We start from the raw sequence: 21,248 nt of genomic DNA on the forward strand, positions 1-21,248 counted from the left end.
AAATAGGTATTTACCAGTTCTACAGGTTGAATAAAATCTACAATTAGACTGTAGAAGATTTGTTGGAGACAGTAAAAAGCCAAGGGATGGTTGCCCATCTCTTGGCTTCACTGTTGACTATTCACGCTAATCGTTTATACATACATACATACATACATACATACCATACGGATCATTTGGCCGCTCCAACAGACACAGCGGTCAGCCAGCGTTTCAATTTCACAACCTCGGAACCTGCTAGCATCATGATGCCAACCCCGTGATTATCATTTTTGACGGTGAGCAGATCCTTCTTATAATAATCTGCTGTGAAGGCATAACGCGAACCGCTGCATACGCCATGCACATTTCCTTGAGCATCAATTGCCTTTCTTGTCAGCCCGCTCCACGCCTTCAAAGCCGCCTCGATGTAGCGCTGCGGTTCCTGAAGCCAGCCAAAACGGACACCTCGCGCAAACGCATAAGCAAACATGGCCGTACACGAAGCTTCTTCGTACGCATCGGAATCGTTCAATACTTGATGCCAAAGACCGCTCTCGGCTTGCAGATCTGCATATCCTCCGCACAGGTCATTGAAGAAACCAATGAGCGCTGAACGATCTTTATGCGCAGCAGGCAAGGCTTCCAACACTTCTGTTAACGAAAACAGTGTCCAACCATTGCCACGTCCCCAAGGAATTCCGGTCGGCATGCCATATTTAAAATCAAAAACGTGCGACATAATTCGCTCTTCCGGCATATACAAATACTTGCGGAACAGCAGGAATTGCTTCGCCGCTTCATCAAGCGCTTCTTCTTTGCCCGTGATCCGCGCATAACGGCACAAGAACGGCGTGCTCATATAGAGATCATCGGCCCACATCGTATTTTCCGAATATTCATCCGCACAAATCCGATAAAAGGCGCCGTCTTCCTTGCGTTCTAAGCGGTGAAGGATGAAATCAGCGATTCGATCTGCAATGTTCATGAAGCCTTGATCTTGCTGCTCCTGATAAGCCTCTAACATCGCAGAACCGAAGGAGCCGCAGTTATCCAGCATTTTCATCATAACCAATTGTTGATTGATAGCTGGAAAGCCATATTGCTCACGATCCCAAAGTGAATACGCAAACAGATCGGTACAGCTTTGCACGTGCTCCAGCGCATAGCGGGTAATGTCAGACCGATCTAGTAAACGCCCCGTTTGGAGTAATCCATAAATCGTAACCCCAAGCGGATAATCCCAACGCGCATAATTCGTTACATTGCCAACTGTCCACTTGTTGCTCAGCATCGCATTCTCATAATAAGGACGAATCCAAGTATCAGGTTGGTCCAGACGCCAATAAGTCATCTCCCCAGCATGGATATCCACTTTGTAAAGTCGATCTGTTCGAACTAGTTCCTCGTAGGGAATGGAGACTTCCGCATCGAGTGGACCCATATACAACCAAGGACCTCTAGCGCCATGCACCTGTGTTGGCGAGCTGCATGCGACACTCGTCTGCAAGGTATAGCCCCACGCGTTCTCGTTACTAACACTACATATGACTAAATCATGATACCCATAAGGAAGCGGCACCTCTACTTGAAAGCTGTTAGCTTCAGCAAGCTCTAGGACTTGCTTGCCGTTCACCCACACAGTTAATGGACTTGCCGCATGCCCTTGTATTCTGCAAGATTCTTCACTACCGCGAACATTGTACAGCTTTGTCCAAGCATAAGCTTGCTTACCTGGCTGGATGCCAAATATTCGCTCGCAGTCCGGTTTCGTGGCCTCAATCTTGTTCCACGCTAAGGTTGGCAGCCAACACAAGCCGTTATTTGTCTCCGAAGACAGGGCATCAGGTAACGAACGCCCCTCGAAAATATCGTGATCGACAGGCTCCGAAAATACCCAACCAGCATGTCCCTGACGTTCCGTAAATGGTGCTAGCACATTCAGAATGCGTACCTTGGCTTCATCGGAACCGAAACGACAGCCGAATCCAGCAACTGTATGCTTCGCTTTGATAAAGAGACGATTCCACCCTTTCACGAAGTCTACATTTAACTTCACAGTGGCATCGAGCTTAATCTCGTCAATGACATTGGAACGATATGTCAATTCATCATTGAAGTAAAACTGAATCGGTCCCAAACATTGAAGCAAAACGTCCAAATTGCGTTCGCCATCACTCCAAACTAACGCATAGGCATAAGAAAATTGGCCAGGCCTCGCTTCAGGAAATCTGCGAGCCAAATCGAGATCAAACATCCCTTTGTCATTTTGCATAATACCTGCACGGCTAAACGCTCGAAACGCAAAAGGAACAGGTGGATTTGCACCAATGTACCGATCAGCAAGGACTTTCAACTTTCGTGTATCGTCATTTCCCAAACGGGTTTGAATACTCTCTTGATCATGAAAATAGATCGTCATAACGAACTTCCTTTCTACCGTAGACGGATCTTGAATGTCCGATCATAAGGCGTAACCAAGTTGACATGAACATATTGACATCCAGCGGGATGCGAATCTTCACGAAGGATAGGCAGCCTATGCTCATAAGTACCTGATGAAATTTCAATGACATCTCCGTCTACCTCATAGCGCATTGCACCACTTTGGAGAAAGTACTTCCCTTCTTCACCTGCGTGCAAATCCTCACCGCTTACCGTACCTTCATTGCCAAAAATAAAAGTCACTTGCGTGAACACATCTTCACGCTCGTCTGACGCCACACGGATCGTCCATTCGGAATCCCCTGAATTCATGATTTCTGCTTGCAGCGCCAGCTTTTGCAGATGGGTCATTGGTCGATGCTGATGTGGAAGTAAATACCACGGACTGAGTGTCGAACTTTCCGTTCCTGCCCGCAGCAAATGACGCGGAATAGGGCCGTTGTAGCCTTTTTCCAGTACCGTTTCAAGCTTATATACGCCTTCATCTACAGTCAGATCGGTGAACTTCACAATGCCTGGAGAGAAGGAAGTAGCTAGTTTAATCCCCAAAAGTCTTGCTTTCCCCTGGCGAAGAGAGAAGAAAGACGGTGTCTGTGACATGATGGTTACACTTTGATTCAGCTCACGAATGCGAACCAGTGGAGCTCCAAAAGTAAAATGCATGCTGCTATGCTGAATCTGGCTATGGTGGCCAACTTCTTTTACTTGCTGCAGATGTTCCTTCATCGGATGCTGTGCATTTATCACTTTCACATAACGATCCAGCAGCGATGCTCGCTCCAACTGAGCAATATCAGCCTCCGGGTACACGAGCATATTCATCAGCGGATGGTTGTTCACGCCTTCGTGGAAACCTGTGATGAAAGATCCCGCATAATCAGCCATTGCAGCAAAGAGCGAATCTTTATCATACGCCGCCATTAAGCGGTAAATGGGAAAATAGTTCGCCATCGTAGCTGTCTGACCAAAATCTTGTCGTCCGGAATAATCGGTGACAACTTCTCCAGTCGGGTGGATTAAGTACATCATCATGCGTAGATTGCGACGTACACATTCAATGAGTTCTGGGCGGTTCATCAAACGTCCCGTGTGATACAGTGCGATATCGCTGACAGCGTTGTAGATCCCATTGCTCCGTTCTGTCCATTCTCCATCTTCGGTGATATCCAAGCCTTCAGCCAACCAATCTTCCGCTCGGGCCAAAAGCGCAGGCTGAGGAAAAATCTCATGCAACAACGAAAGCGCTGCGGTAATAACCCACCGATGATTCGGTGTATGACAACCGCCAGTCAGCATGGCTGGAATCGTACGCTCTAGAAAAAGCTTCAGCTTATCAGCAACAGGAGTCACTTCTGCCCAATCGTGCTTATTAAGCAACTGATACATCTGCGTGACGCCACCTACAACGAATGCTGTGTCCGGCGGAGAATGATAATTCGTTGAACCGAGTGAAATGGTTCCGTCTGCATGCTGTCTATTCAGCATAAAGGAGGCTGCTTTATCCAATGCATTCAATAAAAAAGTATCGTGATAATAACGAGAATCTGGATTCACTAAAGCTGACACCCATCCCGCAATGATTCGCGGTGTACTCATGTGGTTAGCTCGGGCAATGCCCGTTTCATCCTGAATACCTCCGTAGTATTTGGACAGGGGATCAAGAATCTGGTTAAGAAGCGTAGCTTCCGTCAATTCATCATTGAGGCTTACTAAGCGATTATAAATGGCGTCCATATCGATCACCTACCCTTTCCTAGCTGCAATCTTACTGGTAATGAGGTTGTGACTTTCATGAATCTCATGAGGCTCGCACAGCGCTTTGAGTTCATATACTTTCACTTTGGCATAATCAATGGCTTCTAGGAAATGGTCAAAATAGTGCAAGTCCTTGCTATGAACATAAGGACACCAGTGATCCGCAAGTTCCAGCGTCTCATGTATGTGTACACCATAAATATACTTCTTCACTTCTTGCAGCTCTTTGAGGTTATCGTACAAACCCATTCTATCCATCATCATGGCATGACCGATATCGTACCATAAGTGCACGGGACTGCCTGCCAAATTGTCGCAGATCGTTTTCGCTTCCATTAAGGATGGCATCTGATAGGATCTTGAGCGAGTTTCGATGCCAATTGCGACATTCCAACCTTTGTGAGCAGCATGCTCGCTTACTATCTCCAAACTCTCTTGAATTCTTCGCGTATACAGCGGACTCAAGCGATCCCGTCTTTCAATCATGACGCTCCACAGGTTCTGATACGCTGGTGAATCCTTTCCATGATCTCGATAAAGCTTTTTTAAATCCACGTCAATGTTATAGTCAAAAGGTACTTCACCTGGATGCACAACCACAGCTTTGGCCCCATATCGATGGGCATATTCCATAGACCTGATGAGCAGCTCTACAGAACGTTTACGCTTCGCTTCATCATCAAAGCCCAGCATAACGGAATCCGTATCATAGTCCTTATCGTTGATGAATGGGAACACGTTGTGAACACTGGAGATGCCAATCTCACCTTTTTCAATCATGGGTTCAATTGTCGCCATCATTTCTTTGGTTACATTATAATTGAGCTCAACATTTCGAAAACCAAGCTCTTTAATTTCCTCAATCATGCCCCGCCCTACGGTATGTTTCTTGATATTCCAACAAGTTGAAAAAGAATATTCCCCTTTATCGATCATGTCTCTTCCTCCAAAGTTTTCATTCCGAAAGATCATTCAACTTAATGACAGCACTATAACGCGCAGACAAAGTTGATGCTTCCATTAAACGAGTCAAATCAAAGGCCAGCTCGAGATTCTCTGATGCAATCGTTCCATGTTGGATATGGGATACCCATTGTTCAAAAGCAGACGGCAGCTTAGGCAAATCCGTCACTTCTTGCCAGCCTGTTGCTGTGTCACCTGACATTTTGGAGCTGCGGATACGTAATTTATCATCGGTTCGGGCATACATGAGACTGCCTTCTGTTCCCTGAACTTCGATGTCGAATTGCGAGTAGCTGTTCACAAATCCAGCCTCAACAATCCCTAGTGCACCCGTAGGATAACGTAATGTTGCTACTGCACTATCTTCAACTTCACGCCCCGTGATATAACCAAAGCTAGCACTAACGCTCTCCGGTAAGCCAAGAAATAGGCGAGTTAAGTACATCGGATGGCAGCCAAGGTCCATCAAGGCTCCACCGCCGGTCTGCTCGAAGTTAAAAAAATGAGCAGGGAGCGCACCGTCTGGATTCTTCTCCGTTCGCAGCGCACCGTTATGTGCAAGTCGAACACGAACGGTTGTCAATGTACCGAGATAACCTTCACGAATACGTGTTAACGCCGCTTGCACAAAGCCCATATATAACCGTGGTAATGATACAGTTAGCTTGATTCCTGCTTCCTCAACAACAGCAAGAATTTCCTTGCTCTCCTTCGTCGTGGTAGCTAAGACTTTTTCAGTGAAAATATGCTTACCCGCTTTAGCTGCAGCAATAATGACATCGTGATGCCTGTTCGTAGGTGTTCCCACGATAACAGCGTCAATAGCTGGATTGCTCAAAAGTTCTTCCAAGTTGACGTAAAAAGGAACGCCAAGCCCCTTCGCTTTGCCCCGGCCTCGTTCCTGTATCTCATCCCACACGGCAACAATTTCGGTATCGGGGTGATCAATCGCTAATCGTGCATAATCATTTGCATGAACGTGCCAAAAGCTCAACATCGCTATTTTAATCATGGTTCCACTGCCTCCTGTTAGCCAATAATTTCGTCAAAATAGACAGCTTTCCCTGTTGCAACTTCGCCACATCCGGTGATAAAGAAGATGCTGGACATCGTGAAGCTGCCTGATTGCGCAGGCAGCCCTTGACGATATCCAGCTTCTCTAAGGTACGATTTACTTTGCAGCGACAAATTCCATTTGTTGTTTTACGATTTCTTTCGCATCTTTCGCTAGGAAAGCTGTATTTTTGTTCTCTGCATACCATTTGTTCATGAAATCTTCAAGCTGTTTACCACCCGCTTTATCCCATGCCGCTTTGGAATCAGCAATCGCTTGTTCTGCCGTGTATTTTGCACCGCTAAGGATAGCCTTAACGAAGAAATCATTTTTCTCTTTAAGAATCGTTGTATTAATGACATTTAGGTCAGCTGGGAACACTGGCATATGATCTCCGAGTGCAATCCCTGGATATTCCCTAGCTGGATCGAAGTAAATCTTCTGAGCAGCTTGGAACAATTGCAATTGTGCTTTCTGTTCAGGCAACAAATCAGGATTAGTTAGACCTGCCAAGTTATAGTTACATTTATCAACACCAGACGAGAAGAACATCGCGTAATCTAACGCGTAAGCAACTTCATTTTTGGACTTATCTGGATCAATCACTTGCGGACAGCCGTTTGCCGCTTTCTTCCAGTGTGTTCCTTCGTCGCCGAAGATCATTTTACGAGCCGTATCCGGCTTCATCATGAAGTCAAGGTAGCGGCCTACAGCTTCTGGATCCTTCGCCTTGGCATTAATAACGGTTGTCATTTGAACTGGGTTATCGAATGCACCTGTGAATGTGCCCATTGGTGATTTCGGATAGCCTAATGGCGCAACTTCCCCAGTTGGGTTGTTCTTTTTGAACGTTGCTAACTCAAGATCTTGAGAGAATTTCACGAATATCCCCATTTTTCCGTTCAGGAAGTCTTGCTTAGCTTTATTGCCATCTTTATCATTGATATAGTCTTTGTCTACGATGCTAGCATCATAGAGACTTTTCTTGAACGTGAGGGAAGCTTGTTCTTTATCCCACGCACGAACAATTTTGCCGTCCTTAAGATCCCAGGCCAATAGCGTGGAGGATGAATTCTCCCCAAAAATTTCATTGATGGCTTGCTCGGAATACGTACTCATGTTCATACCGTACGTATCTTTCTTGCCATTACCATCTGGGTCTTGCTCAACAAATGCCTTCGCCACTGCAAATAATTCTTCCGTTGTTGTCGGCATATTCAGATTCAGCTTTTTCAACCAGTCTGTACGAATGTAAAGTACGTGAGCAGCAGTCGCTTCTTTTACTTTACCAATCTCGTACAACTTGCCATCTGGTTTTGTCCCTGCTTTTTTCAACTGTGGATACTGGGTGAGCAATTTCGAATATTCAGGCATGTATTGCAAAATGTTATCGATCGGCATCAGTTGTTTTTGATCATATAAACTGCCTCTGAACGGTGTATTATACTCGTTGATGATATCGGGAGCAGACCCGGAAGCAAACAGTACATTCAATTTCTTCGTAGAATCGCTACGAAGAATTGGGACTTGTTTCGCATTAGCTGGTCCGTTTGCGTTAATGAACTTCGTCCACCGATTCTCTTCGTAGGTACCTTCAGAAGCTGGCACGCCTCCACGATCATAAATGGTAACCGAAACGTCCCCACGTTTAGCAGGTGTTGCTGCGGCAGGTGCGCTTGAAGTGGCTGGTGCTTTGGTTGCTGTTGTTTCTTCTTTTTTGTCACTGCTGCAACCTACTAATGTTGCCCCTAATGCGACTACCCCAACTGAGATTCCAAGCCATCGTTTCTTGTTTTCCATGTGCATTTTCCCCCTACAAATTTTATAATAACGTTTCGAAAAACGGGAACACCTGTTTTGTTATCCCTTAACCGATCCTAGCATAACTCCCTTGACAAAATACTTTTGCAGGAACGGATATACAACCAGCATCGGTACAACCATGACGACGACACCAACAGCTTTCACCATCTCTGTAGCAACGGTTTGTTGTTCCTGAATATTAAGGGTAGGCGAGTTCAGCAAGTCATTCTTTTGCAGCATGCCTTGAACAACGACAGTTAAGTTCTGCATCTCACTTTTATTGATATACATGAGCACATTCATAAACGAATTCCAAAACCCAATGCCATAGAATAACGCAAGCGTAGCCAGCATGGGAAGTGAAAGCGGCAAGATGACCCGAATAAGTAGTGCTGTATCATTGCAGCCATCCATCCGTGCAGCTTCCTGCACTTCAGATGGAATATTCTCGAAATAACTTTTCATGAGCAGCATGTTGTACGTACTGATAAAGCCGGAAAGCCATAATGCCCAGTAGGAATCAATCAGGTGCATGTTCTTAATGACCAGATAGGTGGGTATTAACCCTCCTGAGAACAGCATGGTGAACACCATACCTAGAACCAGATAGCGCTTGGCAAACAGATAGGATCTAGATAATGGATAAGCAGCTAAAATGGTACCTAGTAAACTTAACCCCACACCAATCACCGTAATAATCACACTATTTTTAAAAGCGCTCCAAGCAGGGCTCGCGAGGAAGAAAATTTTATAGGCTGTGAACTCTAAACCCACAGGCCAGAAGAAGACATGACCTGATTCAACAGCCGATCGTTCACTTAGTGACAAAGCGATGATATGAATAAATGGCAGAATACAAGTTAGGGCGATGAAGGCGAGTACGATATAATTGATGGCATAAAAGATTTTTTCTCCGTTTGTCGCTTTCACACAAATCCTCCTTCTGTCTAGAAAAGAGCCTGATCATATTTCCTAGCGATCCGATTAGCGATAAGTACAAGACTACAACTAATCATGGATTCAAAGAATCCCATAGCTGTCGTTAAGCTAAACTGTGCATTGCCTAAACCAATTTTATAAATATAAGTACTGATAACCTCTGACACATCTGAAACCCCAGCGTTCTGTAAGTTATAGACTTGATCAAAGCCTACTTCCATAATCTTACCCATAGCTAAGATGAGTAATAAGATAATCGTGTGACGAATGCCTGGGATGGTTACATGCCACATTTGACGCCATTTTGCAGCGCCATCCATGGCAGCTGATTCGTAAAGCGAGGGATCAATGGTCGTTAGAGCAGCTAGATAAATAATTGTACTAAATCCCATTTCCTTCCAAATTCCTGATCCAACAAATATAGCTAACCAAGATTGGGATTCGTACAGGAAGTTAATGGGCTCAATTCCAAACAAGGCAAGTACCTTGTTGATGGACCCATAATCCGTAGCGAATAGGGACAACACAATTCCAGAAACAATGACCCAAGAGAAGAAATGTGGTAGATAGACAATCGTTTGCACCCATCGTTTGAACCAAGATTTCCTAACCTCATTCAGTAAAATAGCTAGGAATATTGGCATTGGGAATCCGAATACTAAACTCAGAAAACTTAACCAAAAGGTGTTCCACAAAATTTGCAGCGTATTGGAACTTGAGAATAATATCTTGAAGTTTTTCAGTCCCACCCAAGGACTCGACAAGATGCCATCGGCAAAGTTGTAGTTTTTGAAAGCGATAACAAGTCCGCCCATAGGCCAGTATTTAAACAGAATGTAGTAAGCAATAACAGGAACCAGCATGATAAACAAAGGAATATTCTGCTTTAACCTTCTTCGTCGTTTTAGTCGTAAAGCATTTCGTTCACTTTGAGTCATCTGGATGTCAGGAGTTTTCATCATATTCCCATTCATGTTTGCTTCACTCCTTCACATTAATCTTATACCCCTATGATATAAGTTTTTATAGGAAAAACCCTTAAAAAATTATAGAAGAAACTATAAATTCATTGGGTCATTTCTAAAGGATTTTAGATGAAGAACACGGCTGCTCCGTCCTCCGAAAGTCAGAATCTTAAAAAGAAGCGAATTTGCATCTTTTTTCACAAGAGAAGTCACGTTCTATTAGGAAAGATGCGAATATGCATCTTTTTTCACCGAATTTACCCTTTTTATGGCATATACGTAAAAAAGGATGTATTTTTGCAGCAATTCTTCGATAAACGGTCGATTTTCTATAAAAAGGATGTATTTTTGCAGTTATATCAAAACTAGCCAACGAGCGCGAATCCTGGGCGCGCGTTGCTAGATAAAAAAAACTGCCTCCCCCAAAGGGAAAGCAGTCTTCGCTTCCTTCTACGATTACTTGGCAGGAACCGTCGTGGATTGTCGGATGATAAGCTCCGGCCGCATAACGACGCGTTGCTTGGTTTGCGATTTCTTCTTCAGCTCTAGGATGAGCAGATCGACCACTTGCTTGCCCATCGGCTCAATCGGCTGGGCAATTGTGGTTAAAGGAGGATCCGTCACTGAGGCTAGAATGGTATTATCGAAACCGATCACCGAAATATCCTCAGGAACACGCAGCTTTAATTGCTTAGCCGCTTGCAAGGCTCCTATCGCGAGCATATCGTTACAGCAGAAAAGTGCGGTTGGTCTTTCGGCAGCAGGCTTCTCCAGAAGTTCAATCGCCTCACGTTTCCCGTCTTCTACGGTATAACGACAATTGCGCACTCGCTCTTCAGGCAGTTGAATGTCTGCTTCCGTCAAGGCGCTCATGAAGCCTCTTACCCGCTCGCGACTACTTGTCACTTTGGTGTGTTCCGCAAGGATTGCCATGTTGGAATGACCTAGCTCCAATAAATGCTCCGCAGCTAGCTTGCCTCCAACAAAATCGTCAACAACAACCGTATGTACGGCCAAATCGGGCATCTCCCGGGCGATCATGACAACGGGAATCGAGCGCTCCATGAGCGGTGTTAGCATCTCCTTGTTATCCATCCCGGTACCGATAATCATTCCATCCACGCTTTTCTGTTGAAGTAAGGACAAGTAGCGTTCAACGCGTTCGTCTTTATTATCCGTACTGCATATGACAAGACTGTATCCCAAATTATGTCCTTGGTCCTCTACAGCCCTTGCGATTTCTGCAAAGAAAGGATTGGATATATCGGGGACAAGCAGCCCTAAGGTATATGTTTTTTTACCCGTAAGAGCTGATGCGATGACACTCGGTTGATAGTTGAGCTTTTCCATCACTTTGAGAATTTCAGCGCGCCGCTCTTCACTTATTTTCCCTTTACCGTTCATGACCTGGGAAACCGCTGCAATAGACACACCGGCCTCTCTCGCCACATCGTAAATGGTTGCCTTCATTCTACTACCCCATTTTTCTTGAAGAATACAGTTATTCCCCCATTATGACGGGGCTTCTGAGAACTTGCAACCGCCTTACGACTCGCTAGGCTTCGTCATGATCCAAGCATGGGTGGGGTCATTATGGAATTTCCACGTTCGCGTAGGTCCTGCCATGACATTCAAATAATACACATCATAGCCCGGCGGTGCAGATACCGGATGATAACCACGCGGAACGAGGACTACTTCTCCATTCTTAACGATTAACGTCTCATCCAGTGAACGATCGTCCGTGTATACCCTTTGTACCGCAAAGCCTTGCTCGGGCTGAACACGGAAATAATACGTTTCTTCCAAAAAGGATTCGTCTGGAAGCGCATCACGATCATGCTTGTGCGGCGGATAACTGGACCAATGTCCATTCGGTGTAAATACTTCGACAACAAGCAAGCTATCCGCTGGCTCACTCTCTGGTAAGATATTATGAATGAACCGCTCAATATTGCCATAACCACGCGTTTCAACACCTACTTGCGCAGGCGCAATCAACCGTGAACGATGATTCCCCGCACCTGGAGCTGAGCAAACAGCGATCTGCAAGGAAGTTAATGCCGTCACTTCATAGCTATCATGACTAGTCACATAGACGGAGTATGGCGGAATTTGCTCAAACACACTCATGCGCTGACCAATCCCTTGCCATTGCTCTTCCTTCGTACTCACATCCGCTTTGCCACTCAATAACACAAGGCATACTTCTTGATCGCCAGTTTCACGTCGCAAGGTTTCTCCTGCTTCCAGCTGGACAACCTCGAATCCAACATACTGCCAGCCCGCCGATTCCGGTGTGACTTGTAAAATACGGCCTTCCTCATTTGGAGAAGAGGCTGGCGTTACGATTAGTTTGGACATAGTAACGTCCCTCCCCTTCTTAGGATACTGCGGTTTGTTGGAGCAATTCCAAGGCTTCGCTCACTTTCACGGGTCTGCCCAAACGAGAAGAGAGCTTCGCAGCTAACGCAATTCGTTCTGCTTGAACCCCGTCATCACCACTGACAGGGACACACTTATCATTCAAAATCGCATCAATAAACATTTGCGTTTCTTCCATGTAAGCCGCTTGATAACGCTCTAGGAAGAAATGCAACGGTTTATCACTTACAATCGCATCTGCCGTTGAGATCACAGCCGTATTCGGATGATCATTCGCAACGACGACACTGCCCTTGGAGCCAAATACTTCAACCCGTTGATCATAGCCATATACAGCTTGTCGGCTGTTATCAATCACGCCAAGTGCGCCATTTGCGAATCGCAGCGTCACAACTGCCGTATCCACATCACCGTGCTGGGCGAAATCCGGATTAATTAATACATTCCCTACCGCAAATACTTCCTCAACCTCGCTGCCCGATACGAATCGAGCCATATCAAAGTCATGAATCATCATATCCATGAAAATGCCGCCAGAAACTTTAACATAATCGATATGAGGCGGATTCGGATCGCGGGACGTTATTTTAATGATATGAGGATCGCCAATCCCCCCGCCTTGCACCACTTCTTGCACACGCTTGAAATTATGATCAAATCGACGATTAAAACCAATTTGCAGTTTCACGCCGGCTTTCTTCACTTCATCAATAGCTGATTCTGTTTTGGTAAGCTCCATCGAGATCGGTTTTTCACAGAAAATATGTTTACCCGCACGTGCTGCTTGCGCAATCAACGGAACATGTGTATCGGTAGACGAACATATGAAAATGGCATCGATATCTGGATGAGAAATAAGTTCATTGCTATCCTTTGTCACTAGAGTGATATTGCGATCTGCTGCCCAAGCATCCAACTCAGGACCTGCAAACAAATCACTCACTGCAATAATCTCAACTTGCGGATTCCGTATTAAATTGTCCGCGTGAATTTTTCCAATACGGCCTGCGCCGATAATACCGATTCTGATCTTTTTCATCCTATATGCCTCCCGCTTTACCTGAACTGCCGAATAGTTGAATCTTGGACCTCACCGATGCAATAATCGCTTCTCTTGCTGGAATCAAATAATTTCTAGGATCATAAGCGTCTGGATGATCATTCAAAAATGTACGAATTGTAGCTGTACACGCGATCTGATTATCTGTATTAACATTGATTTTGGCGGTTCCGCAAGCAATAGCTTGGCGAATCTCATCATCGGGAAGCCCGCTTCCTCCATGAAGCACGAGCGGCAGCCCCGTCAGATCTCTAATTTCAGCCATCCGGTCAAAACCTAACTTAGGCTGTCCACGATAAGGACCGTGAACGGAACCAAGTGCTGGCGCTAGGCAATCGATGCCTGTTTCCTTCACCAGCTTTACGCAATCCTCAGCCACCGCATACATACCTTCGGCTTCATCCACGACCAGATCATCTTCGCGTCCCGTAATTCGCCCTAGCTCCGACTCCACCGTTACCCCTAGCACATGCGCAGCTAGCGTCACATGACGCGTCACTTCGATATTATGTTCAAGGGAATGATGGGAAGCATCGATCATCACAGACGTGAAGCCAGCGTGCATCGCTTTGATGCACAAGTCATAGGAGGTGCCATGGTCCAAATGAAGAGCAACAGGCACTGTAATGCCATAGTGCTCAATCAACGCCTTCACCATGCCTACGATGCAAGGAAGCCCACCCATATAAGGAATATAAGCCTCACTTACACCAAGAATCACAGGCGCTTGTTCCAGTTGAGCCGCTTGCAAGATCGCCTGAGTGAATTCCAGATTATTTAAATTAAATTGCCCAACGGCATATTTCCCTTCCAAAGCCGCCTGCAACATGTCTTTCATCGAGACGAGTGTCATGATGTACTCCCTTTCTGGCGGAAACTCGCTGTTACCAGCGAGCCGTTACCATTTTTTTGCGCGTATAGAATTCCACGCCATCCGTACCATTGGCGTGCAAATCGCCGTAGAATGACTTTTTCCAGCCTGAGAAAGGGAAGAACGCCATCGGTGCAGGTACGCCAAGATTAATCCCCAGCATGCCAGCATCAATCGTTTCACGGAATTGGCGTACATTGCTGCCATCTTGGGTAAAGAGGCATGCCCCATTCGCAAATTCGGAACGGTTGGAAATCTCAATCGCTTCTTCCAACGTGGCAACGCGCACGATGGAAAGTACAGGAGCGAAAATTTCATCCTCCCAAATTTTCATCTCACATTGAACTCCATCGAAAATCGTTGGCCCAACGAAGTAGCCAGTTTCACCAGTAGCAGCGTCCTTCCGACCATCACGAACCATAATCGCGCCTTCATTTTCACCGATTTCAATATATTTCAATGTACGTTCTTTATGTCCGCCACGAATAACAGGACCTAAGAACACACCTTCACCATTGCCGTTGCCAATCGTAATCGCATCTGCCGCTTCAAGCAGCTTGCTAACTAGCGTATCCGCTACATCGCCTACCGCAACCACGACGGAGCATGCCATACAGCGCTCACCTGCTGAGCCGAAAGCAGCATTCGTGATTTCCTTCACAGCGATGGATAAGTTAGCATCTGGCATGACGATCGAGTGATTTTTCGCACCAGCTAGTGCTTGCACGCGTTTTCCATTCGCTGCAGCTGTTTTGTACACATATTCAGCTACTGGCTGAGAGCCAACGAACGAAATGGCTTTAATATCTTTGTGCTCAAGAAGACCATTCACGACATCATGCGCACCATGAACGATGTTCAGCACACCAGCTGGTAATCCAGCTTCGTGGAACAATTCGGCAAGTCGATTAGCCAAATGCGGCGTACGCTCTGATGGCTTCAATACGAATGTATTGCCGCAGGCAATTGCAAGTGGGAACATCCAACAAGGAACCATCATCGGGAAATTAAATGGTGTGATGCCGCCAATAACGCCAATCGGGTACCGGTACATACCGGACTCCAGATTGGAAGCAATATCCGGAAGCTGTTTGCCCATCATCAGCGTAGGCGCACCAGCGGCGAACTCCACACACTCGATACCGCGAAGTACTTCACCATACGCTTCCGAGTAGCTTTTGCCATTTTCTTTCGTCACGATGCGAGCCAGCTCTTCCCAATGATCAACGAGAAGCTGCTGGTATTTGAACAAGACTCTTGCTCTCTTGGGTACAGGTGTACGGCTCCAAGACTGAAATGCCTCTTGGGAATTACGTACCGCCTGATCGACTTCCTCTTTTGTAGAGATTGGAATATAAGCAAGAATCTCTTCCGTTGCCGGATTATAAACAGGCTCCGTTTGTGTAGCGGATGATGCGACCCATTCGCCGCCAATCCAGTTTTTCAATGTATGTGTCATAGCAATTGCTCCCTTACGTTTAGTTGATATTACGATGCTGTGATTTCTCCGCGATTGCAACGTTCGATATAGTCATCCACTTGCGCAGCGGTTGGCATTGCATCTGAGCAGCTATGGCTGGAAATAACGATACAAGCCGCAGCGCTTCCGTATTCCATACTCTTCTCTAGTGTCCAACCCTGCATAACACCATAAATAAACCCTGCTGCATAAGAATCACCAGCACCAAATGTCTTAACGACCTTAGCAGGGAAGCTTTTGGCGCGATGACCGACACCATCCCGTGTGTAGGCGATTGAACCGTCTTTGCCATGCTTGATAATCACAATCTTAGCTGAATAGTCGAACCATTTGGCAGCCGTGATGTGATCATCTTTTTCTGGATTATGCTCAAATTTCTCCATCATATCGAACTCTTCACGTGTACCGAGGATGATATCGCATTTCTCCGCAGCCAAGTTATAGTACACAGCGGTCTCTTCCGGTGATGTCCACGTATATGGACGGTAATCGAGATCGAACACGATCACAGCCCCATGCTTTTTCGCATAATCCAAAGCTTGAAACACAGCTTCTCGGGAAGGACTTTGCGCTAGCGCTGTACCGGAAATGAGCAATACTTTGGCACCTGCGATCAGCGATTCCTGAACCTCATTCGGCGTCAATTTCAAATCAGCGACATTATCGCGATACATCAGAATGCTGCAATCTGTTGGGCTCTTGATTTCTGTAAAAGCTAACCCTGTTACAGCACCTGTGCGATCTGTTACGACATTGCTTGTGTCGATCGTATTGCGCTCTAAGTAAGAAGCGATGAAACGGCCCATTTGATCATTGGCGATTTTGCCAATAAAAGCAGTTTTCATTCCTAAACGGGACATCCCAATCGTAATATTAGCCGGTGATCCGCCTACATATTTTGTGAATGTCATCGTCTCTTCCATTGGACGGTGAATCTCGTTCGCATTTAAATCGATACATAATCTGCCGATAGCAACAAAATCAAGCTCTTTCGCTTCTGGAAACGTCACATAGGTCATGGCCTCATTACCTGCTTTCTTTGATTAATAAAGAATGGATATAGTTCAGCGCGTTTGACGCATATTCGTACGCATTATGTGTAGCAGGGTCTTGCTCGCCTTCGAGCATCGCCCATCCTGTGTATTCACGATCCAATAACTCTTTGAAAATGGGTGCAAAATCAAGGCAGCCATCCCCCGGAACAGTAAACACGCCTTTGCGAATACAGGTTACGAAATCGACCTGCTCTGCGCGCGCTTCATCCAGTACCTCTTGACGTATATCCTTCAGGTGAATATAGGCGATTCGGTTGTAATGTTTGCGCAATACCGTCAATGGATCTCCACCACCGTAGTAGGTGTGACCCGTATCAAACAACAGGTAGACCAAGGAAGGATCGGTCAGCTCCATCAGTCGATCAATTTCTTCCGGTGATTCAACAACGGTTCCACCATGGTGGTGATAGGTTAGCTTCAGACCATGTTCAGCTGCAATAGCGCCGGCACGATTTAGCCCTTCCGCTAAGCTCTGCCAGCCTGCTTCATCGAGGCGAAGAACTTCTTTCTCATTCGGCGTACGACGCGGATCAAAATGGAGTGAACCCCCGACTTCTGCTGTTGAGATTACGGTGCTGCCCATTTCTTTCAGAAATTGCACATGCTTGCGGTAAGCTTCCAGCTCATCTTCTCGATAAGCGGGATCCGAGAACAAGACTGATTTCCACTGGGATACAAGTTCAATACCTCGCTTCGATAATTCGTTCTTTAACACGTTGATATCGGTCGGGTACTTGCGTCCCATCTCTGTCCCGGTCAATCCAAGCTTCTGAATATCATCAACGATTTGTTCAAATGTGGTATCAGCGCCATGCTCCTTCACGTCTTCGCCCACCCAGTTAATGGGATGTATGCCTAGTTTAAAAGGAAGTTCTGCCATCGGTAGGTCACCTCTTCTTCGTTAAATGGGTTTCGCCGCTTGTATGTTTTTCTTCATCTCTTCATGGGCTGCAAGCACTTTGGCACTCTCCGAAACCTCAGGTACGCCAACGTTCCACCATGACTCATAGCCGCCTGTGTTCGTTCCAGGTACAACTGGAATTTCGATTAAGGTTGTGACGGTTTCCTTTTGCGCTTGAAGTAAAGCTGCCTTAAGTTCTTCGGAATTGGTCGCTTTGTACGAAACCGCTCCTAAGCTTCGCGCATGTGCCGCGAAATCAATCGGCATATAGCCCCCTGTCAGCTTACGCGTTCCTGCTTCCCGATAACGGAATTCATTCCCGAAGCCTTCGCTGCCTTGACTGCGCTGCAGATTATGAATGCATTGGAAGCCATGATTATCAAATAGCAGGATGGTGAATTTCTGACCTTCTTGCAAGCTTGTCACTAATTCGGAATGAAGCATTAAGTAGCTGCCATCCCCGACGATCGCATAAACCTCTCGTCCCGGTTCCGCTAATGCGGCTCCAAAGGCACCGCTCACTTCATATCCCATACAAGAGAAGCCGTACTCCATGTGGTATGTTTTGGGTTCTGTTGATCGCCATAGACGGTGTAGATCACCAGGGAGACTTCCCGCCGCACACACGACAACAGAGGAAGGATCAATCGTTGCGTTGATAACACCAAGTGCTTGCGTCTGAGCAAAGCCTTCTTCAACCTCTGCTTGATATAAACGGTCCACTTCACGATCCCACTCGTCTTTCAAAGCAGCTATGTAACCTGTTTCGTAGCTGCTCGTATATTCACGGGATACCAGTGCTTCTTGCAGCAAGTTTAGGGCTTCCTTCGCATCAGCCGTTATTGAAATGCCGCCTAACTTCCATGAATCGAAGCCGCTAATATTGATATTGATAAATTGCACATCGTCATTGGCAAAGGCTGATTTGGAAGCTGTGGTAAAATCGGAATACCGCGTTCCTACGCCAATAATTAGATCCGCCTGCTTCGCTAGCTTATTAGCAGCAAGTGCGCCAGTTACGCCGATGGCGCCGACATGCAGCGCATGGTTCCATGGCATCGCGCTTTTCCCAGCTTGCGTTTCCGCTACTGGAATGCCGAACGCTTCGGCAAATGCCGCTAGCTCTTTCGTCGCTTCTGCATAGAGCACGCCGCCGCCAGCGATTAGTAACGGACGCTTCTTACCTAAGATCACTGCTGCCGCTCGCCCAACAGCTTCCTGCGACGCAGGTCGTCGATCGATATAATGAATTTTCTTTTCGAAAAAAGTTTCTGGATAATCATAGGCCTCCGCCTGTACATCTTGGGGAAGTGCTAAAGTCACTGCTCCTGTTTCCGCAGGATCCGTTAATACCCGCATCGCTTGAGTGGCCGCACTTATCAACTGCTCAGGACGAACGATCCGATCCCAGTATTTGCTCACGGACTTGAAAGGATCTGTGGCAGATACCGTGTAATCGCCAGTAATCTCAAGCTGTTGCAAGACGGGATCCGGTTGTCTCGAAGCAAAATTATCGCCCGGGAGCAGCAGAACCGGAATGCGATTGACGGTCGCAGTTGCCGCAGCGGTAACCATATTCAGTGCACCTGGCCCGATTGAGGTTGTGCAGGCATAGATTTGCTGCCGATTCTTCTGCTTCGCGTAAGCGGTTGCAGCATGGACCATCCCTTGCTCGTTCTTGCCTTGTATGTAAGTTAGGTCACCTGCGCTGTACTCCAATGCTTCTCCAATCCCCGTTACATTACCATGTCCGAATATTCCCATGACGCCTCGAACAAATTTAGTCTCATGTCCATCGACAGAAATGTATTGTTGGTCTAGAAAGCGAAGAAGTGCCTGTGCCATCGTAAGTCGAATTGTACGCATGTTAAACTCCCTTCTCATTAGAGGTTAAGCGCTTAATCTTTTAATCTAAAACGCTCACCCCACATCAGAGGTTAAGCGCTTAATCCGATCATACTGCATTTTCATTTTACTCGCAATAGTTTTTTCTACTCATTATTCGCTCCCTTACATCCCCAGCATCACGAGCTTTATGTCGTTAACTTCCCACTCCTGTATTCCTTTGGTGACATATGAAACTGCTGTTTGAATACATTCGTGAAATAATTCGGTTCATCAAAGCCGATGGCACAAGCGATTTCGAATATTTTCATATCCGTATTCCGGAGGAGTAAAGCTGCTTTATCCATACGCACACGGGTAACAAAGCGCGTAAAGCTTTCCCCCGTCGCCTTTTTGAAAACGACACTAAAGTAGCTTGGATTCAAATGGATATGCGTCGCAACATCTGTCAAACGGCACTCCTCATTGTAGTGCTCTTCAATATATTTTATGGCTCGCTCGACCACATTATCACTTTTGGATACTTGCCATTGGTTGAATTGGAGTAGGAAGTACTTCACTTGCTCGGCTGCCCAATCCAGCACCTCTTTCGAGGTCCAATGATTCTGCGGCATCTCGCTTGGCATCCTTGCTAATGCCTGCCTAGCAGCAGGATCAAATTGCTTTTGTATCGTTCCATGCATGGCTATAGAAAGCGATAATGCGCCAATTCTCATCTCCTCTGGCGATGTGTGACCCAACTCTGCTAGAACCCGATTTAATAATACATGCAGACTATCCTCTTGACCCACTAGTATGGCTGACATCAGTTGGACTTCCATCTCTCTAACCCTTGCTTGATGCTGTGAAAGAAGAATACCGGTTCCTACTTCACTAGTGGTTAGGGCAGGGACTTGAATGGGATCCGAAACGGCCTCTTTCGTCAATAGATATCGTTCTGCCAGTTCACTTGCTGCTGGTGCAATTCCCATAGAAATTAGACTTGTATGAATGACTAAATATTCAAAGGATGCTTTAGAAATGCTGCTTTGCAGACTTTCTTCTAGTTGCTGATATTCCGTCACTAATAAGAAAGTATCTTGTTCCACTAATAAGAGCCGCGTTTTCAGCCCTGCTTCCTTCATTAACTCTTCAACGATATTTGAAAAGGCAAATTGTAATAAGCTCATATCCCGTTTACCATTGGCTGCCTTATTCGTCAAATCGTCATTATTCAGATGCAACAACCACAATTCTTTGCCCGCTAGAACACGATCCACGCTTGCTAACGTACTCATTTCATAAGGAAGGTCAAGCAATACAGCACGAAGTTCTTGATCTTGCTGCACTTGCATTTGCATGTGCTGTTTCTGCTGAAGCGCGTACTTCTCATAAAACCGCTCAGAAGCTTTGTTCATGATTTGGCGTACATCTTGTTCCGTGCATGGCTTAATCAAGATATCCAAAGCACCTAACCGCACAGCGGCTTGGGCATACTCGAAGTTCTTGTATCCTGTCAGGATGATGACGATCATATCCGGGTAATTCTTACGCAGATGTCCAACGAATTCAATCCCATCCATGATGGGCATGCGAATATCCGTGAGAACAAGATCTGGTTCGTGCTCTTCTAGCATTGTCAAAGCATCTTGCCCATTACCGGCTTCACCGACCACTTGCCAGCCCAGATCTCCACTTTGCATCATTTTAACGAGTCCTTTTCTGAAATTCATCTGATCTTCGACAATCAACACTCTTCCGTTTCGCAT

Annotated in this window: 16 protein-coding genes; all 16 read right to left on the reverse strand. The window is 46.0% G+C overall.

The genetic code is table 11. The features are described 5' to 3' along the window. Positions 1 to 172 precede the first annotated feature (172 nt). The 16 genes from AC58QT_RS17495 to AC58QT_RS17570 all read right to left on the reverse strand — a co-directional run bounded on the left by AC58QT_RS17495 (position 173) and on the right by AC58QT_RS17570 (position 21,248). On the reverse strand, positions 173 to 2,401 hold the full coding sequence (locus AC58QT_RS17495; protein WP_497410143.1) for a glycoside hydrolase family 88/105 protein: 2,229 nt from the start codon (positions 2,399 to 2,401) through the stop codon (positions 173 to 175). Between the two features lie 14 nt (positions 2,402 to 2,415). Continuing rightward, positions 2,416 to 4,158, reverse strand: a complete 1,743-nt coding sequence (locus AC58QT_RS17500; RefSeq protein WP_497410144.1) for a hypothetical protein — start codon at positions 4,156 to 4,158, stop codon at positions 2,416 to 2,418. A 9-nt stretch (positions 4,159 to 4,167) separates the two neighbouring features. Further along, on the reverse strand, positions 4,168 to 5,115 hold the full coding sequence (locus tag AC58QT_RS17505; RefSeq protein ID WP_497410145.1) for a sugar phosphate isomerase/epimerase family protein: 948 nt from the start codon (positions 5,113 to 5,115) through the stop codon (positions 4,168 to 4,170). 19 nt (positions 5,116 to 5,134) lie between these two features. Then, entirely contained in the window at positions 5,135 to 6,154 is a 1,020-nt protein-coding gene (locus AC58QT_RS17510; RefSeq protein WP_497410146.1) for a Gfo/Idh/MocA family protein, read from the reverse strand. A 159-nt stretch (positions 6,155 to 6,313) separates the two neighbouring features. After that, complete coding sequence (locus tag AC58QT_RS17515) at positions 6,314 to 7,996, reverse strand: type 2 periplasmic-binding domain-containing protein (RefSeq protein ID WP_497410147.1); 1,683 nt, start codon at positions 7,994 to 7,996, stop codon at positions 6,314 to 6,316. 60 nt (positions 7,997 to 8,056) lie between these two features. Next, positions 8,057 to 8,929, reverse strand: coding sequence for a carbohydrate ABC transporter permease (locus tag AC58QT_RS17520; RefSeq protein WP_497410148.1), 873 nt, complete (start codon positions 8,927 to 8,929; stop codon positions 8,057 to 8,059). Positions 8,930 to 8,946: 17 nt separating this feature from the next. Next, the gene (locus AC58QT_RS17525; RefSeq protein WP_497410325.1) at positions 8,947 to 9,876 is read right to left on the reverse strand and encodes an ABC transporter permease; all 930 of its coding nucleotides are present in this window, start codon (positions 9,874 to 9,876) and stop codon (positions 8,947 to 8,949) included. A gap of 483 nt (positions 9,877 to 10,359) precedes the next feature. Further along, positions 10,360 to 11,373: a LacI family DNA-binding transcriptional regulator gene (locus tag AC58QT_RS17530; protein ID WP_497410149.1), complete on the reverse strand. Its 1,014-nt coding sequence runs from the start codon at positions 11,371 to 11,373 to the stop codon at positions 10,360 to 10,362. Between the two features lie 75 nt (positions 11,374 to 11,448). Next, positions 11,449 to 12,267: a 5-deoxy-glucuronate isomerase gene (iolB, locus tag AC58QT_RS17535; RefSeq protein WP_497410150.1), complete on the reverse strand. Its 819-nt coding sequence runs from the start codon at positions 12,265 to 12,267 to the stop codon at positions 11,449 to 11,451. Between the two features lie 19 nt (positions 12,268 to 12,286). Beyond that, positions 12,287 to 13,327 (reverse strand): inositol 2-dehydrogenase, encoded by a 1,041-nt coding sequence (iolG, locus tag AC58QT_RS17540; protein WP_497410151.1) that lies wholly within the window; start codon positions 13,325 to 13,327, stop codon positions 12,287 to 12,289. Between the two features lies 1 nt (position 13,328). Beyond that, positions 13,329 to 14,201 (reverse strand): class II fructose-1,6-bisphosphate aldolase, encoded by an 873-nt coding sequence (gene fba / locus AC58QT_RS17545; RefSeq protein ID WP_497410152.1) that lies wholly within the window; start codon positions 14,199 to 14,201, stop codon positions 13,329 to 13,331. 31 nt (positions 14,202 to 14,232) lie between these two features. Next, positions 14,233 to 15,678: a CoA-acylating methylmalonate-semialdehyde dehydrogenase gene (locus AC58QT_RS17550; protein ID WP_497410153.1), complete on the reverse strand. Its 1,446-nt coding sequence runs from the start codon at positions 15,676 to 15,678 to the stop codon at positions 14,233 to 14,235. A 29-nt stretch (positions 15,679 to 15,707) separates the two neighbouring features. Then, complete coding sequence (gene iolC / locus AC58QT_RS17555; RefSeq protein ID WP_497410154.1) at positions 15,708 to 16,718, reverse strand: 5-dehydro-2-deoxygluconokinase; 1,011 nt, start codon at positions 16,716 to 16,718, stop codon at positions 15,708 to 15,710. A 7-nt stretch (positions 16,719 to 16,725) separates the two neighbouring features. Further along, positions 16,726 to 17,634 (reverse strand): myo-inosose-2 dehydratase, encoded by a 909-nt coding sequence (gene iolE / locus AC58QT_RS17560; protein WP_497410155.1) that lies wholly within the window; start codon positions 17,632 to 17,634, stop codon positions 16,726 to 16,728. Positions 17,635 to 17,655: 21 nt separating this feature from the next. Beyond that, a complete protein-coding gene (gene iolD, locus AC58QT_RS17565; RefSeq protein WP_497410156.1) occupies positions 17,656 to 19,521 on the reverse strand; it encodes a 3D-(3,5/4)-trihydroxycyclohexane-1,2-dione acylhydrolase (decyclizing) in 1,866 nt (621 codons plus the stop codon). A gap of 167 nt (positions 19,522 to 19,688) precedes the next feature. Then, on the reverse strand, positions 19,689 to 21,248 hold the full coding sequence (locus AC58QT_RS17570; protein ID WP_497410157.1) for a response regulator transcription factor: 1,560 nt from the start codon (positions 21,246 to 21,248) through the stop codon (positions 19,689 to 19,691).

This window comes from Paenibacillus sp. J31R109, assembly GCF_059692055.1.

Bases quoted from the DNA above. Each gene is read 5' to 3' on its own strand.
- AC58QT_RS17495 (WP_497410143.1), bottom strand. From the start codon at position 2,401: ATGACGATCTATTTTCATGATCAAGAGAGTATTCAAACCCGTTTGGGA.
- AC58QT_RS17500 (WP_497410144.1), bottom strand. From the start codon at position 4,158: ATGGACGCCATTTATAATCGCTTAGTAAGCCTCAATGATGAATTGACG.
- AC58QT_RS17505 (WP_497410145.1), bottom strand. From the start codon at position 5,115: ATGATCGATAAAGGGGAATATTCTTTTTCAACTTGTTGGAATATCAAG.
- AC58QT_RS17510 (WP_497410146.1), bottom strand. From the start codon at position 6,154: ATGATTAAAATAGCGATGTTGAGCTTTTGGCACGTTCATGCAAATGAT.
- AC58QT_RS17515 (WP_497410147.1), bottom strand. From the start codon at position 7,996: ATGGAAAACAAGAAACGATGGCTTGGAATCTCAGTTGGGGTAGTCGCA.
- AC58QT_RS17525 (WP_497410325.1), bottom strand. From the start codon at position 9,876: ATGACTCAAAGTGAACGAAATGCTTTACGACTAAAACGACGAAGAAGG.
- AC58QT_RS17530 (WP_497410149.1), bottom strand. From the start codon at position 11,373: ATGAAGGCAACCATTTACGATGTGGCGAGAGAGGCCGGTGTGTCTATT.
- iolB (WP_497410150.1), bottom strand. From the start codon at position 12,267: ATGTCCAAACTAATCGTAACGCCAGCCTCTTCTCCAAATGAGGAAGGC.
- iolG (WP_497410151.1), bottom strand. From the start codon at position 13,327: ATGAAAAAGATCAGAATCGGTATTATCGGCGCAGGCCGTATTGGAAAA.
- fba (WP_497410152.1), bottom strand. From the start codon at position 14,201: ATGACACTCGTCTCGATGAAAGACATGTTGCAGGCGGCTTTGGAAGGG.
- AC58QT_RS17550 (WP_497410153.1), bottom strand. From the start codon at position 15,678: ATGACACATACATTGAAAAACTGGATTGGCGGCGAATGGGTCGCATCA.
- iolC (WP_497410154.1), bottom strand. From the start codon at position 16,718: ATGACCTATGTGACGTTTCCAGAAGCGAAAGAGCTTGATTTTGTTGCT.
- iolE (WP_497410155.1), bottom strand. From the start codon at position 17,634: ATGGCAGAACTTCCTTTTAAACTAGGCATACATCCCATTAACTGGGTG.
- iolD (WP_497410156.1), bottom strand. From the start codon at position 19,521: ATGCGTACAATTCGACTTACGATGGCACAGGCACTTCTTCGCTTTCTA.
- AC58QT_RS17570 (WP_497410157.1), bottom strand. From the start codon at position 21,248: ATGCGAAACGGAAGAGTGTTGATTGTCGAAGATCAGATGAATTTCAGA.